The 18495-nt window shown below is 64.8% G+C and carries 19 protein-coding genes; 9 read left to right on the top strand and 10 right to left on the bottom strand.

Translation table 11 applies throughout. The features are described from left to right. Positions 1–9: 9 nt before the first annotated feature. A complete protein-coding gene (locus UP09_RS17010; protein WP_044539398.1) occupies positions 10–648 on the bottom strand; it encodes an SCO family protein in 639 nt (212 codons plus the stop codon). After that, the gene (locus UP09_RS17005) at positions 645–1760 is read right to left on the bottom strand and encodes an MBL fold metallo-hydrolase (protein WP_044539396.1); all 1116 of its coding nucleotides are present in this window, start codon (positions 1758–1760) and stop codon (positions 645–647) included. Before UP09_RS17005 ends, UP09_RS17010 begins: the two co-directional genes overlap by 4 nt. 226 nt (positions 1761–1986) lie before the next feature. On the opposite strand from UP09_RS17005, the gene UP09_RS17000 reads away from it, so the two are divergent. Continuing rightward, positions 1987–2694: a glutathione binding-like protein gene (locus UP09_RS17000; protein WP_044539395.1), complete on the top strand. Its 708-nt coding sequence runs from the start codon at positions 1987–1989 to the stop codon at positions 2692–2694. A gap of 118 nt (positions 2695–2812) precedes the next feature. Here UP09_RS17000 and UP09_RS16995 read toward each other — a convergent pair whose 3' ends face one another. Further along, a complete protein-coding gene (locus UP09_RS16995) occupies positions 2813–3604 on the bottom strand; it encodes a crotonase/enoyl-CoA hydratase family protein (RefSeq protein ID WP_044539394.1) in 792 nt (263 codons plus the stop codon). A gap of 92 nt (positions 3605–3696) precedes the next feature. On the opposite strand from UP09_RS16995, the gene UP09_RS16990 reads away from it, so the two are divergent. Together UP09_RS16990 and UP09_RS16985 are read left to right on the top strand one after the other, a co-directional pair. Further along, positions 3697–4329, top strand: coding sequence for a TetR/AcrR family transcriptional regulator (locus tag UP09_RS16990; protein WP_044539393.1), 633 nt, complete (start codon positions 3697–3699; stop codon positions 4327–4329). A gap of 25 nt (positions 4330–4354) precedes the next feature. Next, positions 4355–4723: a hypothetical protein gene (locus tag UP09_RS16985; protein WP_082070168.1), complete on the top strand. Its 369-nt coding sequence runs from the start codon at positions 4355–4357 to the stop codon at positions 4721–4723. Positions 4724–5095: 372 nt separating this feature from the next. Here UP09_RS16985 and UP09_RS16980 read toward each other — a convergent pair whose 3' ends face one another. Then, positions 5096–5785 (bottom strand): HAD family hydrolase, encoded by a 690-nt coding sequence (locus UP09_RS16980; RefSeq protein ID WP_044539392.1) that lies wholly within the window; start codon positions 5783–5785, stop codon positions 5096–5098. Between the two features lie 323 nt (positions 5786–6108). On the opposite strand from UP09_RS16980, the gene UP09_RS16975 reads away from it, so the two are divergent. Beyond that, the gene (locus tag UP09_RS16975) at positions 6109–7671 is read left to right on the top strand and encodes a DUF1800 domain-containing protein (RefSeq protein WP_044539391.1); all 1563 of its coding nucleotides are present in this window, start codon (positions 6109–6111) and stop codon (positions 7669–7671) included. 23 nt (positions 7672–7694) lie between these two features. Beyond that, positions 7695–8897, top strand: coding sequence for a DUF1501 domain-containing protein (locus tag UP09_RS16970; RefSeq protein ID WP_502689057.1), 1203 nt, complete (start codon positions 7695–7697; stop codon positions 8895–8897). A 70-nt stretch (positions 8898–8967) separates the two neighbouring features. Here UP09_RS16970 and UP09_RS16965 read toward each other — a convergent pair whose 3' ends face one another. The 6 genes from UP09_RS16965 to UP09_RS16950 all read right to left on the bottom strand — a co-directional run bounded on the left by UP09_RS16965 (position 8968) and on the right by UP09_RS16950 (position 12997). Continuing rightward, entirely contained in the window at positions 8968–9909 is a 942-nt protein-coding gene (locus UP09_RS16965; protein ID WP_044539389.1) for an aldo/keto reductase, read from the bottom strand. 327 nt (positions 9910–10236) lie between these two features. Beyond that, on the bottom strand, positions 10237–10698 hold the full coding sequence (locus tag UP09_RS16960) for a GNAT family N-acetyltransferase (protein WP_044539388.1): 462 nt from the start codon (positions 10696–10698) through the stop codon (positions 10237–10239). 90 nt (positions 10699–10788) lie between these two features. Then, positions 10789–11601 carry a PAS-domain containing protein gene (locus UP09_RS16955; RefSeq protein ID WP_044539387.1) on the bottom strand — a complete coding sequence of 271 codons (813 nt, stop codon included), beginning with the start codon at positions 11599–11601 and terminating at the stop codon, positions 10789–10791. Positions 11602–11800: 199 nt separating this feature from the next. After that, complete coding sequence (locus UP09_RS38150) at positions 11801–11938, bottom strand: hypothetical protein (protein WP_197082684.1); 138 nt, start codon at positions 11936–11938, stop codon at positions 11801–11803. A gap of 62 nt (positions 11939–12000) precedes the next feature. Continuing rightward, on the bottom strand, positions 12001–12177 hold the full coding sequence (locus UP09_RS38145) for a hypothetical protein (RefSeq protein ID WP_197082683.1): 177 nt from the start codon (positions 12175–12177) through the stop codon (positions 12001–12003). A 166-nt stretch (positions 12178–12343) separates the two neighbouring features. Further along, positions 12344–12997 carry a glutathione S-transferase family protein gene (locus UP09_RS16950; protein ID WP_044539386.1) on the bottom strand — a complete coding sequence of 218 codons (654 nt, stop codon included), beginning with the start codon at positions 12995–12997 and terminating at the stop codon, positions 12344–12346. Between the two features lie 573 nt (positions 12998–13570). Between UP09_RS16950 and UP09_RS16945 the strand changes: the two genes are divergently transcribed. From UP09_RS16945 to UP09_RS16930, 4 genes are all read left to right on the top strand, one after another. Continuing rightward, positions 13571–14773, top strand: coding sequence for a pyridoxal phosphate-dependent aminotransferase (locus tag UP09_RS16945; protein WP_044539491.1), 1203 nt, complete (start codon positions 13571–13573; stop codon positions 14771–14773). A 238-nt stretch (positions 14774–15011) separates the two neighbouring features. Further along, a complete protein-coding gene (locus UP09_RS16940; RefSeq protein WP_044539385.1) occupies positions 15012–15530 on the top strand; it encodes a DUF992 domain-containing protein in 519 nt (172 codons plus the stop codon). 235 nt (positions 15531–15765) lie between these two features. Next, positions 15766–16251, top strand: coding sequence for a DUF992 domain-containing protein (locus UP09_RS16935; RefSeq protein WP_044539384.1), 486 nt, complete (start codon positions 15766–15768; stop codon positions 16249–16251). 187 nt (positions 16252–16438) lie between these two features. Next, on the top strand, positions 16439–18487 hold the full coding sequence (locus UP09_RS16930) for an elongation factor G (protein ID WP_044539383.1): 2049 nt from the start codon (positions 16439–16441) through the stop codon (positions 18485–18487). Positions 18488–18495: the final 8 nt, after the last annotated feature.

Raw genomic sequence — 18495 nt, 5'->3', positions numbered from 1 at the left:
CGGCGGAATCTAGCGCGCCGGCTCCTTGAGCCGCGGCTTGATGATCTCGACCATGCGGTCGGCCGAGGTGCCGGGCGGGAAGAAGCCGAGATAATTGCCGTCGCGGTCCATCAGATAGATGTAGGCGGTGTGATCCACCGTGTAGTCGCCCGCACCCTCGAGCGGCACTTTTGCGTAGTAGACCTTGTAGGCGTCGGCGACCTTGCGGATCGCGTCCGCGCTGCCGGTCAGGCCGATCAGGCGCGGGTGGAACAGCGAAACATACTCGGCGAGATGGGCCGATGTGTCGCGCTCGGGATCGACGGTGATGAAGATCGGCTGCACGCTGTCGGCATCGCTGCCGAGCTCGTCGAGCGCCAGCGCGATCGCCTGCAGATCCGTCGGACAGACGTCGGGACAATAGGTGAAGCCGAAATAGACCAGCATCAATCTGCCGCGGAAATCGCGGTCGGTGCGCTCGTGGCCGGTCTGGTCGGTGAGTGCGAAGGGACCGCCGACCGGCTCCCGATTCCACATCAGGATGTCCATGATCTCGGCGGCCGAGCGCGTCGACTGCGTCGGCGCATCGCCGGCATGCGCGCTCGCCAGCGTCAGCCAGAGGCCGACACAGGCGAGCGCGATGGCCAGCCTTATAACATTTGCAATCATATGCCGAAGGAGAGGCGGCTGCCGGTGGTTGTGACCAGCACCTTGTCGCCCATCTGCGCGGTTGCTTCCTGCACGAAGTTGAGCCCGGAGCAATGCATCGGGATCAGCACGTCAGGATCGAGCTTCTTGATCTCGGCGACCACCTCGGTGAGGTAGTCCTTCGGCGCGGGGCCAAGATGGAAGCCGCCGACGATCGCGTGCACCTTCTGGATGCCGGAGACCTCCTGCGCCTGCATCACCGAATTGACGATGCCGACATGGCCGCAGGATGAGATCACGACCAGGCCCTTGTCCCTGATGTTGAAGCAGGTGGCGTGCTCGTGGATGTGCTCGTCGGGCACGATCTTGCCGTCCAGTTCGGCCGGCAGATAGTGGCTGGTGTTGCAGCCGAGCCCGTCTTTGATGCCGAACTCGACCCAGGTTTGCGGCAGGATGCGCTCGATGCTGCGGCGGGTGATCTTGCCGGTGGTGAAGGCATGGCCCGCGATCACGGTCGGCGTTTCGCACAGCACCGTGGTGACGCGTTGGGCTGCGAGCTGGCGGCGATCGAGCGTGCCGAAATCGGCGAACTGGCCTTTCGTCGGCGTCGCGTTGACGCGGTGGCAGAAATTGTCCTCGCCGCCGGCATAGAGCCTGACGTCGGCCGGCAGTTTGTCGCGGAATTTATCCAGGAAGCCGTTGAGGCCGCCGAAATGATCGTAATGGCCGTGGCTGACGATCAGCGCGTCGATCTTTGTGGGATCGACGCCGACCAGCTCCATGTTGTTGAGCAGCACCTCGGGCGTGTAGCCATAATCCAGCATCAGCGTGCGCTGGCTGCCGGCGGCCTCCGACTCGAGCCACAGCGACAGGCCCCATTCATTGTGCAGCGACCTGCGGAAATCGGCGCCGCGCGTCGCCGGCACGATCGAGACGCCGTTGGCCTGCTTGGCCCGCAGGAACTGGTCGAAGCTGGAATCGACGAGAACGCGGATCGACAATTTGTCGACGGTCGGCACCTCGATCGGCGCAGCACTCGCGATCTCGACGCAGGAGAAGGCGCCGGCCGCGGCCGCGCCGGCGATCGCCGCCGAGCCCTTCAGGAAATCGCGTCGCGCCAAATCTCTTGTCATGGAAAATCCCCCGAAAATGGTGATGCAAACAGTCGCGGAACCTAGGTCCAATCGCGCCAAGGCTCAAGAGAGGCTCAATGGGATTTCGGCGTCGGCGGGTTCATCACATTCACGCGCTGTCATGAGGCCGCCATTGACTCGTCGCGGGCATTGCGCGCAAGTTCATGCAATCGCATCTTCTTTCGCGACGCACACGGATGCGCGCGCCCAACGCAGGATCGTCCCCATGATCGACCTCCACTACTGGTCCACGCCGAACGGCCACAAGATCACGATGTTTCTCGAAGAAACCGGGCTTGAGTACAAAATCTTCCCGGTCAACATCGGCAAGGGCGATCAGTTCAAGCCGGAGTTCCTGGCAGTCGCGCCGAACAATCGCATTCCCGCAATTCTCGATCACGCGCCGAAGGGCGGTGGCAAGCCGATCTCGATCTTCGAGTCGGGCGCGATCCTGCTCTATCTCGCCGAGAAGACCGGACAGTTCCTGCCCGCCGATCTCTACGGCCGCTACGACGCGATCCAGTGGACGTTCTGGCAGATGGGCGGGCTCGGGCCGATGGCCGGCCAGAACCATCACTTCCGCAACTACGCCGTCGAAAAGCTGCCTTACGCGATCGACCGCTATGTCAACGAGACCAACCGTCTCTATGGCGTCTTGAACAAGCGCCTGTCCGATCGCGAATTCATCGCCGGTGATTATTCGATCGCCGACATGGCGAGCTATCCCTGGGTCGTGCCGTACAAGAACCAGGGCCAGGAGATCGACGACTTCCCGCATCTGAAGCGCTGGCTGGAGACGATCGGTGCGCGCCCCGCCACGATACGGGCCTACGCCAAGGCGAAGGAGGTCAACCCGAATTTCGGCCAGCCGGTGAACCGCACCGAGGAAGAGCGCAAGCTGCTGTTCGGGCAGACCGCGGCGGTGGTGCGGTAGGCGGAGGTCTCTCCGCCGTCATTGCGAGGAGCGAAGCGACGAAGCAATCCATTCTTTCCTTGTGTGGAGGCATGGATTGCTTCGCTTCGCTCGCAATGACGGATGTAGGTGAGTGAACCTACCCCCCGACATATGTCGCCGCCCGCCGCTCATTCCACGCCGCGAGCCCCTCGGCGAGATCGTGGCTCGGCACCAGCGCTGCGAACTGCTCGCTCTCGACCAGCAATCCTTCCGCAATCGCCATATTAAGCCCGCGGGTCACCGCGGTGATCGTGCTGGCGACGGCACCCGGGGAATGCCTGGTGATGCGGCCGGCCAGCTCCCGCGCGGCCGGCAGCAACTGATCGTGCGGCACGATCGTGTTGATGAGCCCAATCTCGCGCGCGTGCTCCGGCGAGAATGGATCGCCGGTCAGCAGCAACTCCAGTCCGCGCTTGCGGCCCGCCAGTCGAGGCAGCCGTTGCGTGCCGCCGAAGGTGGGCGGCATGCCGAGCTTGATCTCGGGTTTTGCAAACAGCGCCCTGTCACTGGCGATGGCGAGATGCACGGCTTCGGTGATCTCGCAGCCGCCGCCGAAGGCAAGCCCGTTGACCGCTGCGATGACCGGCTTGCTGAACGCCTCGAGCCGCGCGGTCATCGCCTGTCCGCGGCGGACGAAATCGCGCACCGCGATCGCGGGCCCTTGGCTCACGCTTTCCGAGAATTCCTTGATGTCGGCACCGGCGGAAAACGCGCGCTCGCCGGCGCCGGTCAGGATCACCGCGCGCACCGTCGCATCGCCCTCGATGCGGTCGAGTGCGGCCATCAGGTGATCAATCAGCGCGTAGCTCAATGCGTTCAACTTCTCCGGGCGGTTCAGCGTGATCAGCGCGATCCCGTCGTCGATCTCGAGCAGAATGGGTTCAGTCATGGCGTGGTCTCCGGCATTTGCATGTGGGGTTGGCACGACTGTAGGGGCGACGGCAATTTGTGTATATTCACTGGTCGGTATACATACGTCTGATGCCCAGACTTTCCGAACCCACCCGCGAGCGCATCGTCCAGGCGGCCAGCGCGCTGTTCTATAATGAAGGTATCAGGCGCGTCAGCGTCGACGAGGTGGCGGCCAAGGCCGGCCTCACCAAGCGCACGCTGTATTATCACTTCAAGAGCAAGGACGATCTCGTCGCCGCCTATCTCGCCGCGCGCGACCAGCCCAATCTCGCGCTGTTCCGGAAATGGTTCGCGGAAGCCGAAGGTGGCCTTCCCGAGCAGGTCGAAGCGATCTTCCGCAATCTCGCCCGCGCGGCGCGGCACCCGAAATGGAAGGGCTGCGGCTTTCTGCGCACCTCGGCCGAGCTCGCCAACATGCCCGGCCATCCCGCGATCAGGATCGGTGCCGCGCACAAGAAGAAGTTCGAGGATTGGCTGCGCACGACCTTCGATGAGGAAGGCATCACCGATCCGCTGAAGTTGGCGCGCCAGATCCTGCTGCTGCTCGACGGCTCGTTCGCCGTCGTGCTGTTGCATCGCGACGCCAGCTACATGGAGACGGCAGGTGAGGCGGCGCGCACGCTGATCGAGACGGCGTTGGCGACGCCGAGGCGGAAACGGCGGCAAGGCGTACGCACAAAGGCCGCGTCCGCTATGCTTTGAGCAGAGGACATAGAATTCGGACCGAATGTACGTCGGTATTGGGCACAAGGAGACATCGCAGGCTTGGCTTGATAATAAAAGGGGCCGCCAGCTGAGGGAGTCTCTGGGTGCGATCAGGATTTCGTGGATGTCAAAATTCGGACGCCGATTCCTTCAAGTGCTTTTGGCTCTGTGCATAGCGAACATCATTTCGATCTTCATTGTAGCCCTTGCAATAGTAGGCGGGGACGCACTCAAGGGGGGCGTAATTGATGGGCACTACTACGTTGGGCATTTGGGGAAGCTCGTCGAAGTGAGCGAGGCTACCTACACCTACGCCCGATTGCATGAAATGACCCTCTTCCTCACGGTTCCGTTGGCCGTCTTGGCCAGAGGGATACTTAGGAGAGGCTAGTCCAAAATCCGAATTGCGACACTCGTGACCACGCATGCCTCGGCTCGGTTGAATACAAGACAACCAACAATCAAACAAAGTGCGCAAAGCCCTGACGTCTTCCGTTTACGCGTATTCGCAGGCTGATCGCTCATCAAAGCACCACGATGCCAAGTCTTCTTGAGGTCTGCAATGGTTCAAAAGCGGTCCATGATGGCCAAGCCTTACCCTCAAAAGCGGACTCTCTTGGGCACACGCCCTGGCCGATCGGCTTCCGTCATTGCGAGGAACTGGTGACAAAATTGCAAAACAATTTTGCGCTGAAGCGACGAAGCAATCCATCGCTTCAAATATGCGGGACGATGGATTGCTTCGCTTTGCTCGCAATGACGCCTATTGAGGCCGCCGTGTGAGCACGCCTCTTTCCTGCAACATCGCCAGCACCGCGTTGAGGTCTGGCAGCACGGCTGCGCATTTTGCGCGGGTCTCTTCGGTGGGCGGCGCGATGTCGGGGACCATCAGCGTGATGGCGCCGGCGGCATGGGCGGCAGTGACACCATGGTTAGAATCCTCCACGGCGATGCAGGCCGCGGGCGTCACGCCGAGATGCGCGGCCGCCTTCAGATAGAGCTCCGGGTCCGGCTTGCCGCGTGTCACGTCGTCGAGCGTCAGCAGCGTGTCGAAGCGTTCGCGGATGCCGGCGAGTGCGAGGTTGCGCTCGGCGCCGCGGCGCGACGACGCGGTTACGATCGCCATCGGGCAATCGGCGGCGGCCAGCGCATCGAGCAGCGCCAGCGTGCCTGGCTTGAGCGGCAGGCCCGATCGCATCATCTCGTCGCGATGAACGAGGAACGCCTGATTGATCTCGGCCATTGGAAATGTCGGACCATAGTGCTCGAGCAGCATGGCCTCGCAGACCGGCCCGGGCAGGCCGACCATGGAATGGCAGAGCGCGACGGCATCCTCACCGTAGTCGAATGCGGTCAGCGCCGCGACCAGGCTGTCGAAATAGACCTTCTCGGTGTCGAGCAGCGTGCCGTCCATGTCGAGCAGGACGGCGTCGATAGTCCATTGCCTGCTCATGTGGCACTCGCGCTTGCGTGTTGTTCCGCCAGTTTCCGCAAGCATGACGGGCACAGGCAGTCGCCGCCGTCAGTCGGCATCGGCAGGCGAAAGCTTTCATCGGAACACCAGCAGGGACCGCCGAGCGTGCAGGAAAACCCGGTGCTGCAATTCGCGCAGACGAGCCGCCGAGGCGAAGACTGTTGGGATCGGTCTGTCATGACGAGATGAACATTCTAACCGCGATTTAATGCTGGAATTAATCTCGGGTTCATCCCGAACCGCGCTATGATCGCAAATCATACAAGGGATAACCTGCCAAGGGAATCCCCAAGGAAACTGCGATGGCCCGCGATTCGCAAGCAGCGCTGGTTGCCCTCAATCGGTTCGGATTCGGAGCCCGTGGTGGCGCATCCGGCGATTTCGTCAATGCGGCCTCCGATCCGCGCGGCTTCGTCAAGGCCGAGCTCGCGCGTCCCGACGGCGCGCTGCTCGAGGTTCCCGGCCTGCTCTCGACCGCCGCACTCGGCAAGCAGGTGTTCGACTATCAGTTCGAGATCCAACAGGCCCGCGACGCCGCGAAGGCGGCGCAACCGGCCGCCGGCGAGACGGCGCCGCAGTCATCGTCCGAGCCGGTGCCGCAGCGGCGCAATCTGTCGCTCTCCACCATCGCCAAGGAGATCACGGCGAAGGACCCGACGATGCAGTCGGCGGAGAATGCCAACGCGGCGATGACACCGGCCGGGACGATGCAGCCCGCGGTCGATCCGCCGAAGCCGCCGGCGCAGCCGCTCAACATCATCCAGAAGACATTTCGTGCCGAGGCGCTGGCGCGGCTGCAACGCGGTGTGGTCGCCGATTGCGGCTTCGTCGAGCGGCTGGTGGTGTTCTGGTCCAATCACTTCTGCATCTCCGCCAACAAGGGCGCGCTGGCGCGGATGTGGGCGGGCTCGTTCGAGCGCGAGGCGATCCGCCCGCATGTGCTGGGTCGTTTTGCCGACATGCTGAAGGCGGTCGAACAACACCCGGCGATGCTGTTCTTCCTCGATAACCAGCAATCGCTGGGCCCGGATTCGCGCGCCGGCATCAACCGCAAGCGCGGTCTGAACGAGAACCTCGCGCGCGAGATCATGGAATTGCACACGCTCGGCGTCAGCGGCGGCTACACCCAGGACGACGTGACGTCGTTTGCACGCGTCATCACGGGATGGACCTTTGCCGGACGGCAAGGCCAGCTCGGCACGCCAGGTACCTTCGTGTTCAACGCCAATGCGCACGAGCCCGGCCCGCAGTCTGTGCTGGGCAAGAGCTATCCGCCAAACGGCGTCGCGCAGGGCGAGGCGGTGCTATCTGACATCGCGCAGCATCCCTCGACCGCAAAATTTATCGCGACCAAGTTCGCGCGCCATTTCGTCGCAGATGATCCGCCGCCCGCGCTGATCGCAAAGCTGCAGGATGTCTTCACCAAAACCGATGGCGACCTCAAGGCGCTCGCCACCACGCTGGTCGATTCCAGCGACGCCTGGCAGGCGCCGCTGACCAAGATGCGCTCGCCCTACGAATTCCTGATCGCCTCCGGCCGCCTGCTGGCGCGCAACCCGGAAGATCCCGGCCGCTATCTCAACGGTCTCAACGTGCTCGGTCAGCCGCTGTGGTCGCCCGCCGGTCCGAACGGCTTTCCCGATACCAGCGCGGCCTGGGCGGCGCCCGAGGGTCTCAAGCTCAGGCTCGATATCTCCGCGCAGACAGCCTCCCAGCTCGCCGACCGGCTCGATCCGCGCGATCTGCTCGAACTGGTCGCCGCGGACGCCGCATCGCCGGAGACGCGGCGCACCATCGAGCGCGCGGAATCCCGCCAGCAGGCGCTGGCGCTGTTGTTGATGTCGCCGGAATTCCAGAGGAGGTGACGATGGAGTGCTGTGAGAGCTTGATGACGCAGGCGACGTCACGCCGCGCGCTGCTGCTCGGTGGCGCGTCGTTTGCGGCCTGGGCCTATTTGCCGAAATTCGCACGCGCCGCCGATGGCCGCGATCCCAGGCTCGTCGTCGTGATCCTGCGCGGCGCGCTCGACGGTCTCGCCACCGTCGCGCCGATCGGCGATCCTGACTATGCCGCTCTCCATGGCGCCATCGCACTGCGTGCCGATGGGCCGAATGCGGCCGTAATGCTCGATCCGTTTTTCGGCCTGCACCCGGCGATGCCGGAGTTCGCGCGGATGTATCGCGCCAAACAGGCCGCGGTGGTCCACGCGGTCGCGACCTCGTATCGCGATCGTTCACACTTCGATGGGCAGGACGTGCTCGAAAGCGGCTTTGCCGGCCCGGGCCGGGTGCAGTCCGGCTGGCTCAACCGCGCGTTGGAGGCGCTGCCGAAAGGCGATCGGGTGATGAGCGCGCTCGCGGTCGGTCCGACCACGCCGCTGGTGCTGCGCGGTGCGGCGCCCACGGTCGGTTGGGCGCCGGTCGCACTGCCGCAGGCTGCCGACGACACCGCGATGCGGCTGCTCGATCTCTATCAGCACCGCGATCCCATGCTGGCGAGCGCCTTGACGCAGGGGCTGCAGCTCGAGAAGCAGGCGCAGGGCGACGACATGAAGCCGAAGCCGGGCGCAGGCGGCGTGGCCGCGATGCGGCTGGTAGCGCGCGGCGCCGCCAAATTGATGGCGGCCGATGACGGCCCGCGGATCGGCGCGCTCGCCTTCGATGGCTGGGACACCCACGCCAATGAGGGCGGCCCGGTCGGCCGTCTCGCGCAACTGCTCGGCGGCCTCGACGGCGCGCTGGCGGAATTCGAAAGCGGCCTCGGCGATCGCTGGCGTGACACCGTGATCGTGGTCGCCACCGAATTCGGCCGCACCGCGCGCATCAACGGCACCGAAGGCACCGACCACGGCACCGGCACCATTGCGCTGCTCGCCGGTGGCGCGGTCAAAGGCGGCCGGATGATCACGGACTGGCCGGGCCTAAAGCCCGCCAATCTCTACCAGGCCCGCGACCTCGCCCCGACCACCGACCTGCGCGCGGTGATCAAGGGCGTGCTGCACGACCAACTCGGCGTCGGCGAGCGCGCGCTGGCGGAGACGGTGTTTCCGGATAGCAGCCCGGTGAAGCCGATGAAGGGGCTGGTGGCGTAAGCGCGAGCCACAAATTCGATGTCGTCCCGGCCTGCGCCGGGACGACGCTGTGGGTACATCTTCGCGGCGGTTACGCCTTCGTAATCCCATCGATCTCCGCGATCTCGTCCGCGGAGAGCTTCCAGTCGATCGCCTTCACATTCTGCTCGACCTGCTCGACGCGGGTGGCGCCGGCGATCACGCTTGAGACTTGCGGGCGCGCGGCGAGCCACGAGAACGCCAGCTCCAGCATGGTGTGGCCGCGCACTTTCGCAAAAGCCTGCAGCTTCTCGACGATGTCCTCGTTACGCGCTGTGACGTAGCGATCCCTGAGCGCCGGTGCTTTCCCGAAACGGGTGTCAGCGGGGGCAGCCGCACCGCGCTGGTATTTTCCGGTGAGCAGTCCGCTCGCGAGTGGAAAGAACGGCAGCAGGCCGAGATTGTATTCCTTCGCCGCCGGTAGCAGATCCTTTTCGATGTCGCGCACCACGAGACTGTATTCGTCCTGGCAGGAGACGAAGCGGACGACGTTCATCGCGCGCGCGACGTACTCGGCCTCGGCGATGCGCCATGCCGGGAAATTGGAATTGCCGATGTAGCGCACCTTGCCCTGGCGGACGAGATCGTCGAGCGCGCGCAAGGTCTCGTCGATCGGCGTCAAGGGATCGTAATCGTGCTGCTGGTAGAGATCGATGTAGTCGGTCTTCAGCCGGGTCAGGCTCGCTTCCACCGCCGACATGATGTAGCGCCGTGAGGCGCCCTGCTTGGTGCCGTCGGCCGCCATCGGCTTGGAGTATTTGGTGGCCAGCACGATGTCCTTGCGGCGGTCGCCCAGCACCGTGCCGAGCACGGTTTCCGAACCGCCCATCCCGGCGTAGATGTCCGCGGTGTCGAACAGGGTGATGCCGAGGTCGATCGCCTTGTGGATCACCTTGCGCGAGGTCTCCAGATCGGTGCGTTGGCCGAAATTGTTGCAGCCGATGCCGACCGCGGACACGCGCAGGCCGGAGCCGCCGAGATTACGAATTTCCATGAGACAATCCTGTGGGGGAGAAGCGAGGCGGGCGCATTGTGGCGCGCGGCTCTTCGCCCGGCAAGGTGCGCTCCGGCCGCGTACGGCGCATGGCAATGGCGCAAAAAAAAGCGGTCCCGGTCAGACGCGGCGACTGACGGGGACCGCTCGGGGCGCGAGATCCGAGACGGGGGGCCTGATCTTACGCAAGGCGAAACCTAGCCGGGCTTTGTAACGCCCCGGTGACATCTGATCTTATCCACAGGGCTTCGGAGACGCGCTCAGAAGCCACACTCAGAAGCGGTGCTCAGAAGCGGTGCTCAGAAGACTTGGACTCAGAAGTGGTATTCAAAAGACTTGGCGATAGATGACGAAGCCCGGCTTCTCCGCGACCTTGTCGTAGAGCTGCATGGCGGTGCGGTTGGTCTCGTGGGTCTGCCAGTAGACCCGCGGCGAGCCTGCGAGCTTCGCCTGCGCGTAGACGCCGTTGATCAAAGCGCGGCCGACGCCTTTGACGCGCGCGGCCGCGTCGGTGAAGAGATCCTGCAGGTAACATGTCGGTTCGATCGCCGTCGTCGAGCGGTGAAACAAATAGTGCGTCAGCCCGAGCAGTCTGCCGTCCCGCTCGGCGACCAGCGCATGCACCGGCTCATAGGCGTCGAAGAAACGCTGCCACGTCATCGCGGTGATCTCGGGCGCCAGCGCCGTCGGCCCTGACCGACCGTAGAACGCGTTGTAGCCGTCCCACAGAGGAAGCCACTGAGCGTAGTCCTGCCGGGTAACGAAGCGGATGGTGACGTCGTCGGACATGAATGATCCTGCGTTGTGGGATGCGCGTGAGGGCCGGCAACGTTCTATCGTCGGGATCGTGCGGGATCAATTGCGCAAGCGCATCCTGCGTCACTCCGCGGCGTGCAGAGGCGGCGCCTGCGCGCGCTCGCTGCCGCGCAGCGAACGGAAATAGTCGGCCCTGTCGGGATCGTCGGTGTGCCGCACCAGATCCGTCACCGGCGTGTAGCTCAGCATGCGCCCGCCATCGGGCAGCGCGGTGCAGCTGAAGCGCAGCACCTGGCCGTCGGCAAGGGTGATATTGATCGGCGTGGAATCGCCCGCGCGCATCTTCTCGGTACGCTCTGCGATGAACGCGCCCATCTCGTCCTCCGGCAACTCCCACGCGCCGGTGTCGCGGCCGTGATACATCAGCGCGATGAAGGGCGGCTTCGAGTCAGCCTGTGCGTCGGAGAGCGCGAAATATTCGCGGAACGCGCGGTTGATGAATTCGGCGCGGGTGTCGGAGTCGAGCAGCACGATGCCGATGTCGACCTGGTCGAGCGCGTTGGCGAGCCGCGCTGCGGTGGCGTTATGCTCCTGATCGGCGGCGAAGGCATCGATCCATTTCTGCCGCAGCAGTCCGGTGATCAAGGCGGTGCCGGCGGCGGTTGCCGCCAGCATCAGCATCCGCGACACGTCGGTTACGCCGTAACCGGGCATCGCGCGATGATCGAGAAAGAACAGCGCCGAGCATACCACCGCGATCCCAGCGCTGGTCAGCCCGGAGGCGATGCCGCTGACGGAGGCGGCAAGTGCGACGATGCAGACGAACAGCGGCGCGGGGTTGGGGACCGCGACCAGATAACGATCGACAAGGAATGCGGTCAGCGCGGTGACCGCCGTCAGAGCCGGACCCGAAATTGTACGCCAGTCGAACCGCATGCGCGTTCTCGTTGCCTGTCGAGAATAAGGGCCGCAGTTTGACGACAGGTCCGCAACGCTGCCGGCATTTCCGCTTTGAGCGTTAAGGCCTGCCTGCGGCGGCCGGGCGAGCTTTCGCCGCTTTCAAATCAAATGATAGGCACGTCGGCGTTTGACCGGGCTCCGTGCATCTTCCACGCATGGCGTTGCGCGCCGCCGTCTATTTGGCAGGCGTCATGATCCGCATCGGATGCGCACGGTCTTCGCCACGCGTGCCGGTCACGATCAAGAGCGATGCCGCGAGCAGGATCGCGACCGCCAACGTCACGGTTACCAGTCCGACGGGTGTCTTCATCATGTCGAGCCGCGCCGTCTCCACCGCGCCTTGCCGCGCAAAGGTGCCAACCGGAAAATGCTGAGTTACGTCGCGAGCGGCATCGCGATGGCGATCTTGCTCGACAGCACCGTCAGCGTGACGACAAGGCAGAGCGTCAGCGCGCCGATCGCGAGCGATGCGGCGATCGCATTCGTCAGACGGGTCGATGCCACCGGGGCAGGGCGGCCCTGGAAGCCTGCCGTGCCGGACGACCGTGTCATGGTCTAAATCCTTCAGGACGCGCGCGAATCACCCGCGAGGTCGATCGGAACCCTGCCGGTCGTCGCCGGCAATATTGCGGCGGCCAAGTCATCGAAAACGGCAAAAACACGGCGGTATCAGCGGTTTTGCCCGCTATTTGGGCGGTTTTCCCGCTAAATCAGTTGTTCAGACGCTGGCGGCGAGGCGGGCCGGGGCCTCGATCCCGGTTCCGGACTGCCAATCCATGGCAACGAATCCGGGGGTCTGCTCGACCCGTCGGAGCCAGGCGCGGATCGCCGGGAAGGTCGCAAGGTCAAAGTCGCAGCGATCGGCGACGTGGGTGTAGCCATACAGCGCGATGTCGGCGACGGTGAACTGGTCGGCGGCGAAATAGGCATGCCCCTTGAGGTGATTCTCCATCACCTGCAGCGCCGCATAGCCGCGCTCCATCCAGTCCTCCAGCGCGTGCGTCTGCAGGTCCCGGCCGCCCCTGACCAGCGACAGCCAGAAATAGGCGGCACCGATATTCGGCTCCAGCGCGTGCTGCTCGAAGAACATCCATTGCAGCGCTTCGGCGCGCTCGACCCGCGATTCCGGCGCCAGCGGCGTGCCGATCGCGACATACCAGAGGATGGCGTTGGACTCGGCGAGGTAGCGGCCTTCGGCGACTTCGAGCAACGGCACCTGGCCGCTCGGATTCTTGGCCAGGAATTCCGGGGTGCGGCTCTCGCCGCGCAGGATGTCGATCTCGACCGCCTCGTACGGCGTGTTCAGCAAGGCCAGCGCCAGGCGAACCTTGTAGCTGTTGCCGGAGCGCTGCATCGAATAGAGCTTGTACATTGCGTCGGGGTTCACTCGATCGGGAAGACGGGACGCTCGAAGACTGCGCGGCCTGTCACACCGCAATGCGCCTAAACAATGATGCCGATACCGGTGCGTCGCAAGCCCTGGACCCTGGAAAAAGTCGAAATGCCTACCGCACTGCACGCGTGCAGAACGATTCCATCGACACGGCAGAACAACTCGGATCACGCTTGCGCGACGCTGCGATCGATGCCGGCGGGCGGGTTGTGGTCGCGGATATTAACATGTTCAGGGCGTGCCGATCCCGAGTCCCGGCGATGCCGTGCTCGCGGACTCTCCGCGGCGAATTGTCCTCGGAGCAATCCGTGTTGGATCGCGTGGCGATGTGTTGTCGCGACGAGCCCGATCCGGCCGCCGCAGACCTTGCCGGATATGAGCGGATCGGGGCCGGAACTTGCGGAATGTTGCGTGCGTCGCGCGCGATCGCGCGAAAATTTCCGACTTTGCCGCCAAGCTTCTTGCGATGCAGCGGCGACCGGCCTAGTGTGCCGCGATCCCATTCAGATCAAGTCGTGGCCAACTGTTCACGACGTTTGCCCGGAGATGATCATGGCCTTCCTGTCCGCTGCGCTCGACCGTGTGAAGCCGTCCGCGACGATCGCGGTCACGGACAAAGCGCGTGCGCTGAAAGCCGCGGGCCGTAACGTCATCGGCCTCGGCGCCGGCGAGCCCGACTTCGACACGCCCGCCAACATCAAGCTGGCGGCGATCCATGCGATCGAGGCCGGCAAGACCAAGTACACCGATGTCGGCGGCATTCCGGAGCTGAAGGAAGCCATCATCAACAAGTTCTCGCGCGAGAACGGCCTCTCCTACAAGCCGAACCAGATCATCGTCGGCACCGGCGGCAAGCAGGTGCTCTACAACGCGCTGATGGCGACCATCAATCCGGGCGACGAGGTGATCATTCCCGCGCCCTATTGGGTCAGCTATCCCGAGATGGTGGCGCTTGCCGGCGGCGAGTCGGTGCCGGTGATTTGCCCGGCGTCGAGCGGCTTCAAGCTGCGCCCGCAAGATCTCGAAAAGGCGATCACGCCGAAGACCAAGTGGGTCATCCTCTGCTCGCCGTCGAACCCGACCGGCTCGGCCTATACGCGCAGCGAGCTGAAGGCGCTCACCGACGTGCTGGTCAAGCATCCGCATGTCTGGGTGATGACCGACGACATGTATGAGCACCTGGTCTATGACGACTTCGTCTTCACCACCGCGGCGCAAGTCGAGCCGAGCCTCTACGATCGCACGCTGACCGTGAACGGCGTCTCGAAGGCCTATTGCATGACCGGATGGCGCATCGGCTATGCCGGCGGTCCCGCACAGCTGATCAAGGCGATGCAGACGATCCAGTCGCAGTCGACCTCGAACCCGTCGTCGATCGCGCAGTGGGCCGCCGTCGAGGCACTGAACGGGCCGCAGGACTTCATCCCGGCCAACAACAAGGTGTTCAAAGAACGCCGCGACCTCGTGGTGTCGATGCTCAACCAGGCGAGCGGCATCGAGTGCCCGCGTCCCGAAGGTGCGTTCTACGTCTATCCGTCCTGCGCCGGCACGATCGGCAAGACGGCGCCGTCGGGCAAGGTGCTCGGCAACGACGAGGACTTCGTCACCGAGCTGCTCGAGAGCGAAGGCGTCGCCGTGGTGCAGGGCTCCGCGTTCGGGCTCGGACCCGCGTTCCGCATCTCCTATGCCACCAAGACCTCGGATCTCGAGGAAGCTTGCAAGCGCATCCAGCGCTTCTGCGGCAATCTGCGATAATTCGCTGTCGGACGAAAATGCATTCCCGCACATGATGCGGGAATGCGCCGGTGCGCGTTGAAGTCGCGCGCAGCGGTAAAAGCGCTGTGTCAAATCACGTCAAATCACATCCTGCTCAGGTCGTTACGGTCACACGCGGGAAGTTTTTACGGCATCTTTGCGAACCGCCTTGTTTTGGACATGACCCTTCCTTCCTGTCCGCCGCACAAATTCAGTTCATCTTGCGGAGACAGACCCAATGCGACTTTCGACACTCACCCTCGCCACGCTCGCGCTGCTGGCGCCGATCGCCACCGCCAACGCGGCGCCTCAGGTTCAGGCCGGAGTCCTGCAATGCCAGGGCGGGCAGAATGTCGGCTTCGTCGTCGGCTCCGTCACCCAGCTCGAATGCGTGTTCCAGAGCGCCAACGCCCGCCGGCCCGAGCCCTACATTGCGACCGTCAAGCGGATCGGCCTCGACCTCGGTGTCACCGCGCAGACCCAGCTCGCCTGGGCGGTCAGCGCGCCGAGCACGCAGCTCCCGCGCGGTGCGCTCGCCGGCAGCTACGGCGGCGTCGGCATCAACGCGTCGGTCGGCCTTGGCGCCGGTGGTAACTTCCTGTTCGGCGGCCCGAACAATGCTTATGCGCTGCAGCCGATGAGCGTGCAGGGCCAGACCGGCCTCAACGTCGCGGCCGGCATCGCCGGCATCGACCTCGAGCCGGTTCGTGTCGGCGGTCCGCGCCGGCACTATCACCGCCATCATCACCACCACTAAGCCGACAGGCTTTGAATCAAGGAGGCTCGCGAAAGCGGGCCTCTTTTTTTGTCCGGTGACCGCGGCGTGGGTCGCTGGGATACGTCGTGCCAGCCACATCCCGCAATAATCGGAAGGCGAACGGCCCAAATCTGGCACGGCGTGCGATGTTATGGCATAGCAAGCCGGGCGCCTCGGGTGCGGCGTCCGTTCCGCTCTCAGCTCGCATCATGCCTTTCAGCCGGAGATCCCTCAAATGCGTCGCTTCATCCTCCTCGCCGGTGCTGCCATCGCCACGCTGGCGGCCTCGATCGCTGGCGCCAATGCGCAGCAGCCGATCCAGCGCGTGCAGGTCGGCGTCCTCGAATGCCGCGGCGGCGCAAGCGTTGGTTTCATCGTCGGATCCGTGACCAATCTTGGTTGCGTGCTGCGCATCGACGGCATGCCGGAAGACCGCTACGTCGCGACCATCCGCAAGGTTGGCCTCGACCTCGGCATCACGCAGGAATCCGCGCTGGCCTGGGGCGTGTGGGCGCCGGTGGCGCGGCTCGGACCGGGCGACCTGACCGGTGACTACGCCGGCGCGCAGGGCAGCGCGACGCTCGGCGTCGGCGTCGGCGGCAACGTGCTGGTCGGCGGCTCGAACAACACGATCGCGCTGCAGCCGCTGAGCGTGCAGGGCCAGGTCGGCGTCAGCGTCGCCGCCGGGCTGGAGAGCCTCGAGCTGCGTCCGGGACGCTGATGCGTCTCCGATAGTTTGCGCATTGCGCAAGCTATGACCTCTCCCGTGAAGAGCGGGAGGGGTTTTATGACTCGCGCGCGACACCGCACCGCAGCGATTTTTCCGGCTTGCCAAAACCTCCGGACGGGCGGAGCATTGGAGGTCGCCGACCCAATCATGGGCCGAGCTCCAACGCGAGGAGGCGGCAATGGGACAAGACGTCAGAAGTCCCCGAGGTCCACGGTGCATTGCACTGGTGGGCCCTTTCCAAAGCGGTAAAACCACACTTCTGGAAGCGATCATGGCGCGCACGGGCGCCATCAAGAGTGCCGGCAGCGTCGATGCCGGAACCTCCGTCGGCGATGCCAGCCCCGAGGCGCGCCAGCACAAGATGGGCGTCGGCCTGACCGCCGCCACCACCCATTTCATGGGAGATAGCTATACCTTTATCGATTGTCCCGGCTCGGTCGAGTTTGCGCACGACATGCGCGCCGCGCTGCCGGCGGTCGACGCCGCGGTCGTGGTCTGCGAGGCCGATGAAAAGAAGCTGCCGCAGCTGCAGATCATCCTGCGCGAGCTCGAGGAGCTCGGCATTCCCCGTTTCCTGTTCCTGAACAAGATCGATCGCGCCAACAAGCGCATCCGCGAGACGCTCGCGACCTTGCAGCCGGCTTCGCGCGTGCCGCTGGTGCTGCGCCAGATCCCGATCTGGAACGGCGATCTGATCGAAGGTTTCGTCGATCTCGCGCTGGAGCGCGCCTTCGTCTATCGCGAACACAAGCCGTCGGAGGTCATGGCCCTCGAAGGCGGCGATCTCGACCGCGAGAAGGAAGCGCGCTTCTCGATGCTGGAGAAGCTCGCCGACCATGACGATGCGCTGATGGAGCAATTGCTGGAGGATATCCAGCCGCCGCGCGACGCGGTGTTCGACGATCTCGCCCGCGAGCTGCGCGAGGGCCTGATCTGCCCGGTGCTGCTTGGAGCTGCGAGCCGCGAGAACGGCGTGCTGCGGCTGATGAAGGCGCTGCGCCATGAAGCGCCCGGCGTCGCCGAAACCGCCAAACGCCTCGGCGTGTCCGGGACCAAGGATGCGCTGGCCTATGTGTTCAAGACCCTGCATCTGCAACACGGCGGCAAGCTGTCGCTGGCGCGCGTGCTCGCGGGCCGCCTCGACGACGGCGCGACGCTGCAATCCTCGGCCGGCGAGAGCGGACGCGTCTCCGGCATCCTGGCGGTGAGCGGCGGGCATGACAGCAAGCGTCCGTCGGCGGAAGCCGGCGAGGCCGTCGCGCTCGGCAAGCTCGACGCGATCAAGACCGGCGACACGCTGTCGAGCGGCAAGACCGCGCCGACGTCACTGGTGACGGTCGAGCCGGTTGCGCCGGTGCTGTCGATCTCGATCGCAGCGACCGACCGCAAGGACGACGTCAAGCTCGGCCAGGCGCTGTTGCGGCTGAACGAAGAGGATGCCTCGCTGTCGATGGTGCAGAACCCGCAGACGCACGACACCGTGCTGTGGGGGCAGGGCGAGATGCATCTGCGGGTGGCGCAGGAGCGGTTGAAGGATCGCTTCGGCATCAGCGTCAAATCGCATCCGCCGGTGATCGGCTATCAGGAGACCATCCGCAAAGCCGTCACCCAGCGCGGCCGGCACAAGAAGCAATCCGGCGGCCACGGCCAGTTCGGCGACGTCGTGCTCGAGGTCAAGCCGAAGCCGCGCGGGACCGGCTTTGAATTCCACGAGAAGGTGGTCGGCGGCGCGGTGCCGCGCAACTATATCGGTGCGGTCGAAGAGGGCGTCGTCGATGCGATGGCGCGCGGGCCACTCGGATTCCCCGTCATCGACGTCGACGTCACGCTGATGGACGGTTCCTATCACAGCGTCGATTCCTCCGATCTCGCGTTCCGCACCGCCGCGCGGGCCGGCGTCAACGAGGCGCTGCCGCAGTGCCAGCCGGTGCTGCTGGAGCCGATCCACCTGGTCGAGATCGTCTGTCCGACGGAGGCGACCGCCAAGATCAATGCGATCCTGTCGGCGCGCCGCGGCCAGATCCTCGGCTTCGATACCCGCGAGGGCTGGAGTGGCTGGGACTGCGTCCGCGCCACCATGCCGGAAGCCGAGATCGGCGACCTCATCGTCGAGCTGCGCTCGGCCACCGCCGGCGCCGGCAGCTTCACCCGCCAGTTCGACCGCATGGCCGAAGTGACGGGCCGCGCCGCCGACCAGATCATCGCCGCGCATCGCGACGCGGCGTGATGGTGCGA

Origin of the sequence: Bradyrhizobium sp. LTSP885 (genome assembly GCF_000938305.1) — a bacterium.
In the GTDB taxonomy this organism is placed as follows: domain Bacteria; phylum Pseudomonadota; class Alphaproteobacteria; order Rhizobiales; family Xanthobacteraceae; genus Bradyrhizobium.
The sequence above is the reverse complement of the archived record's forward strand: the minus strand, read 5'-3'. Positions and strand labels throughout refer to the sequence as shown.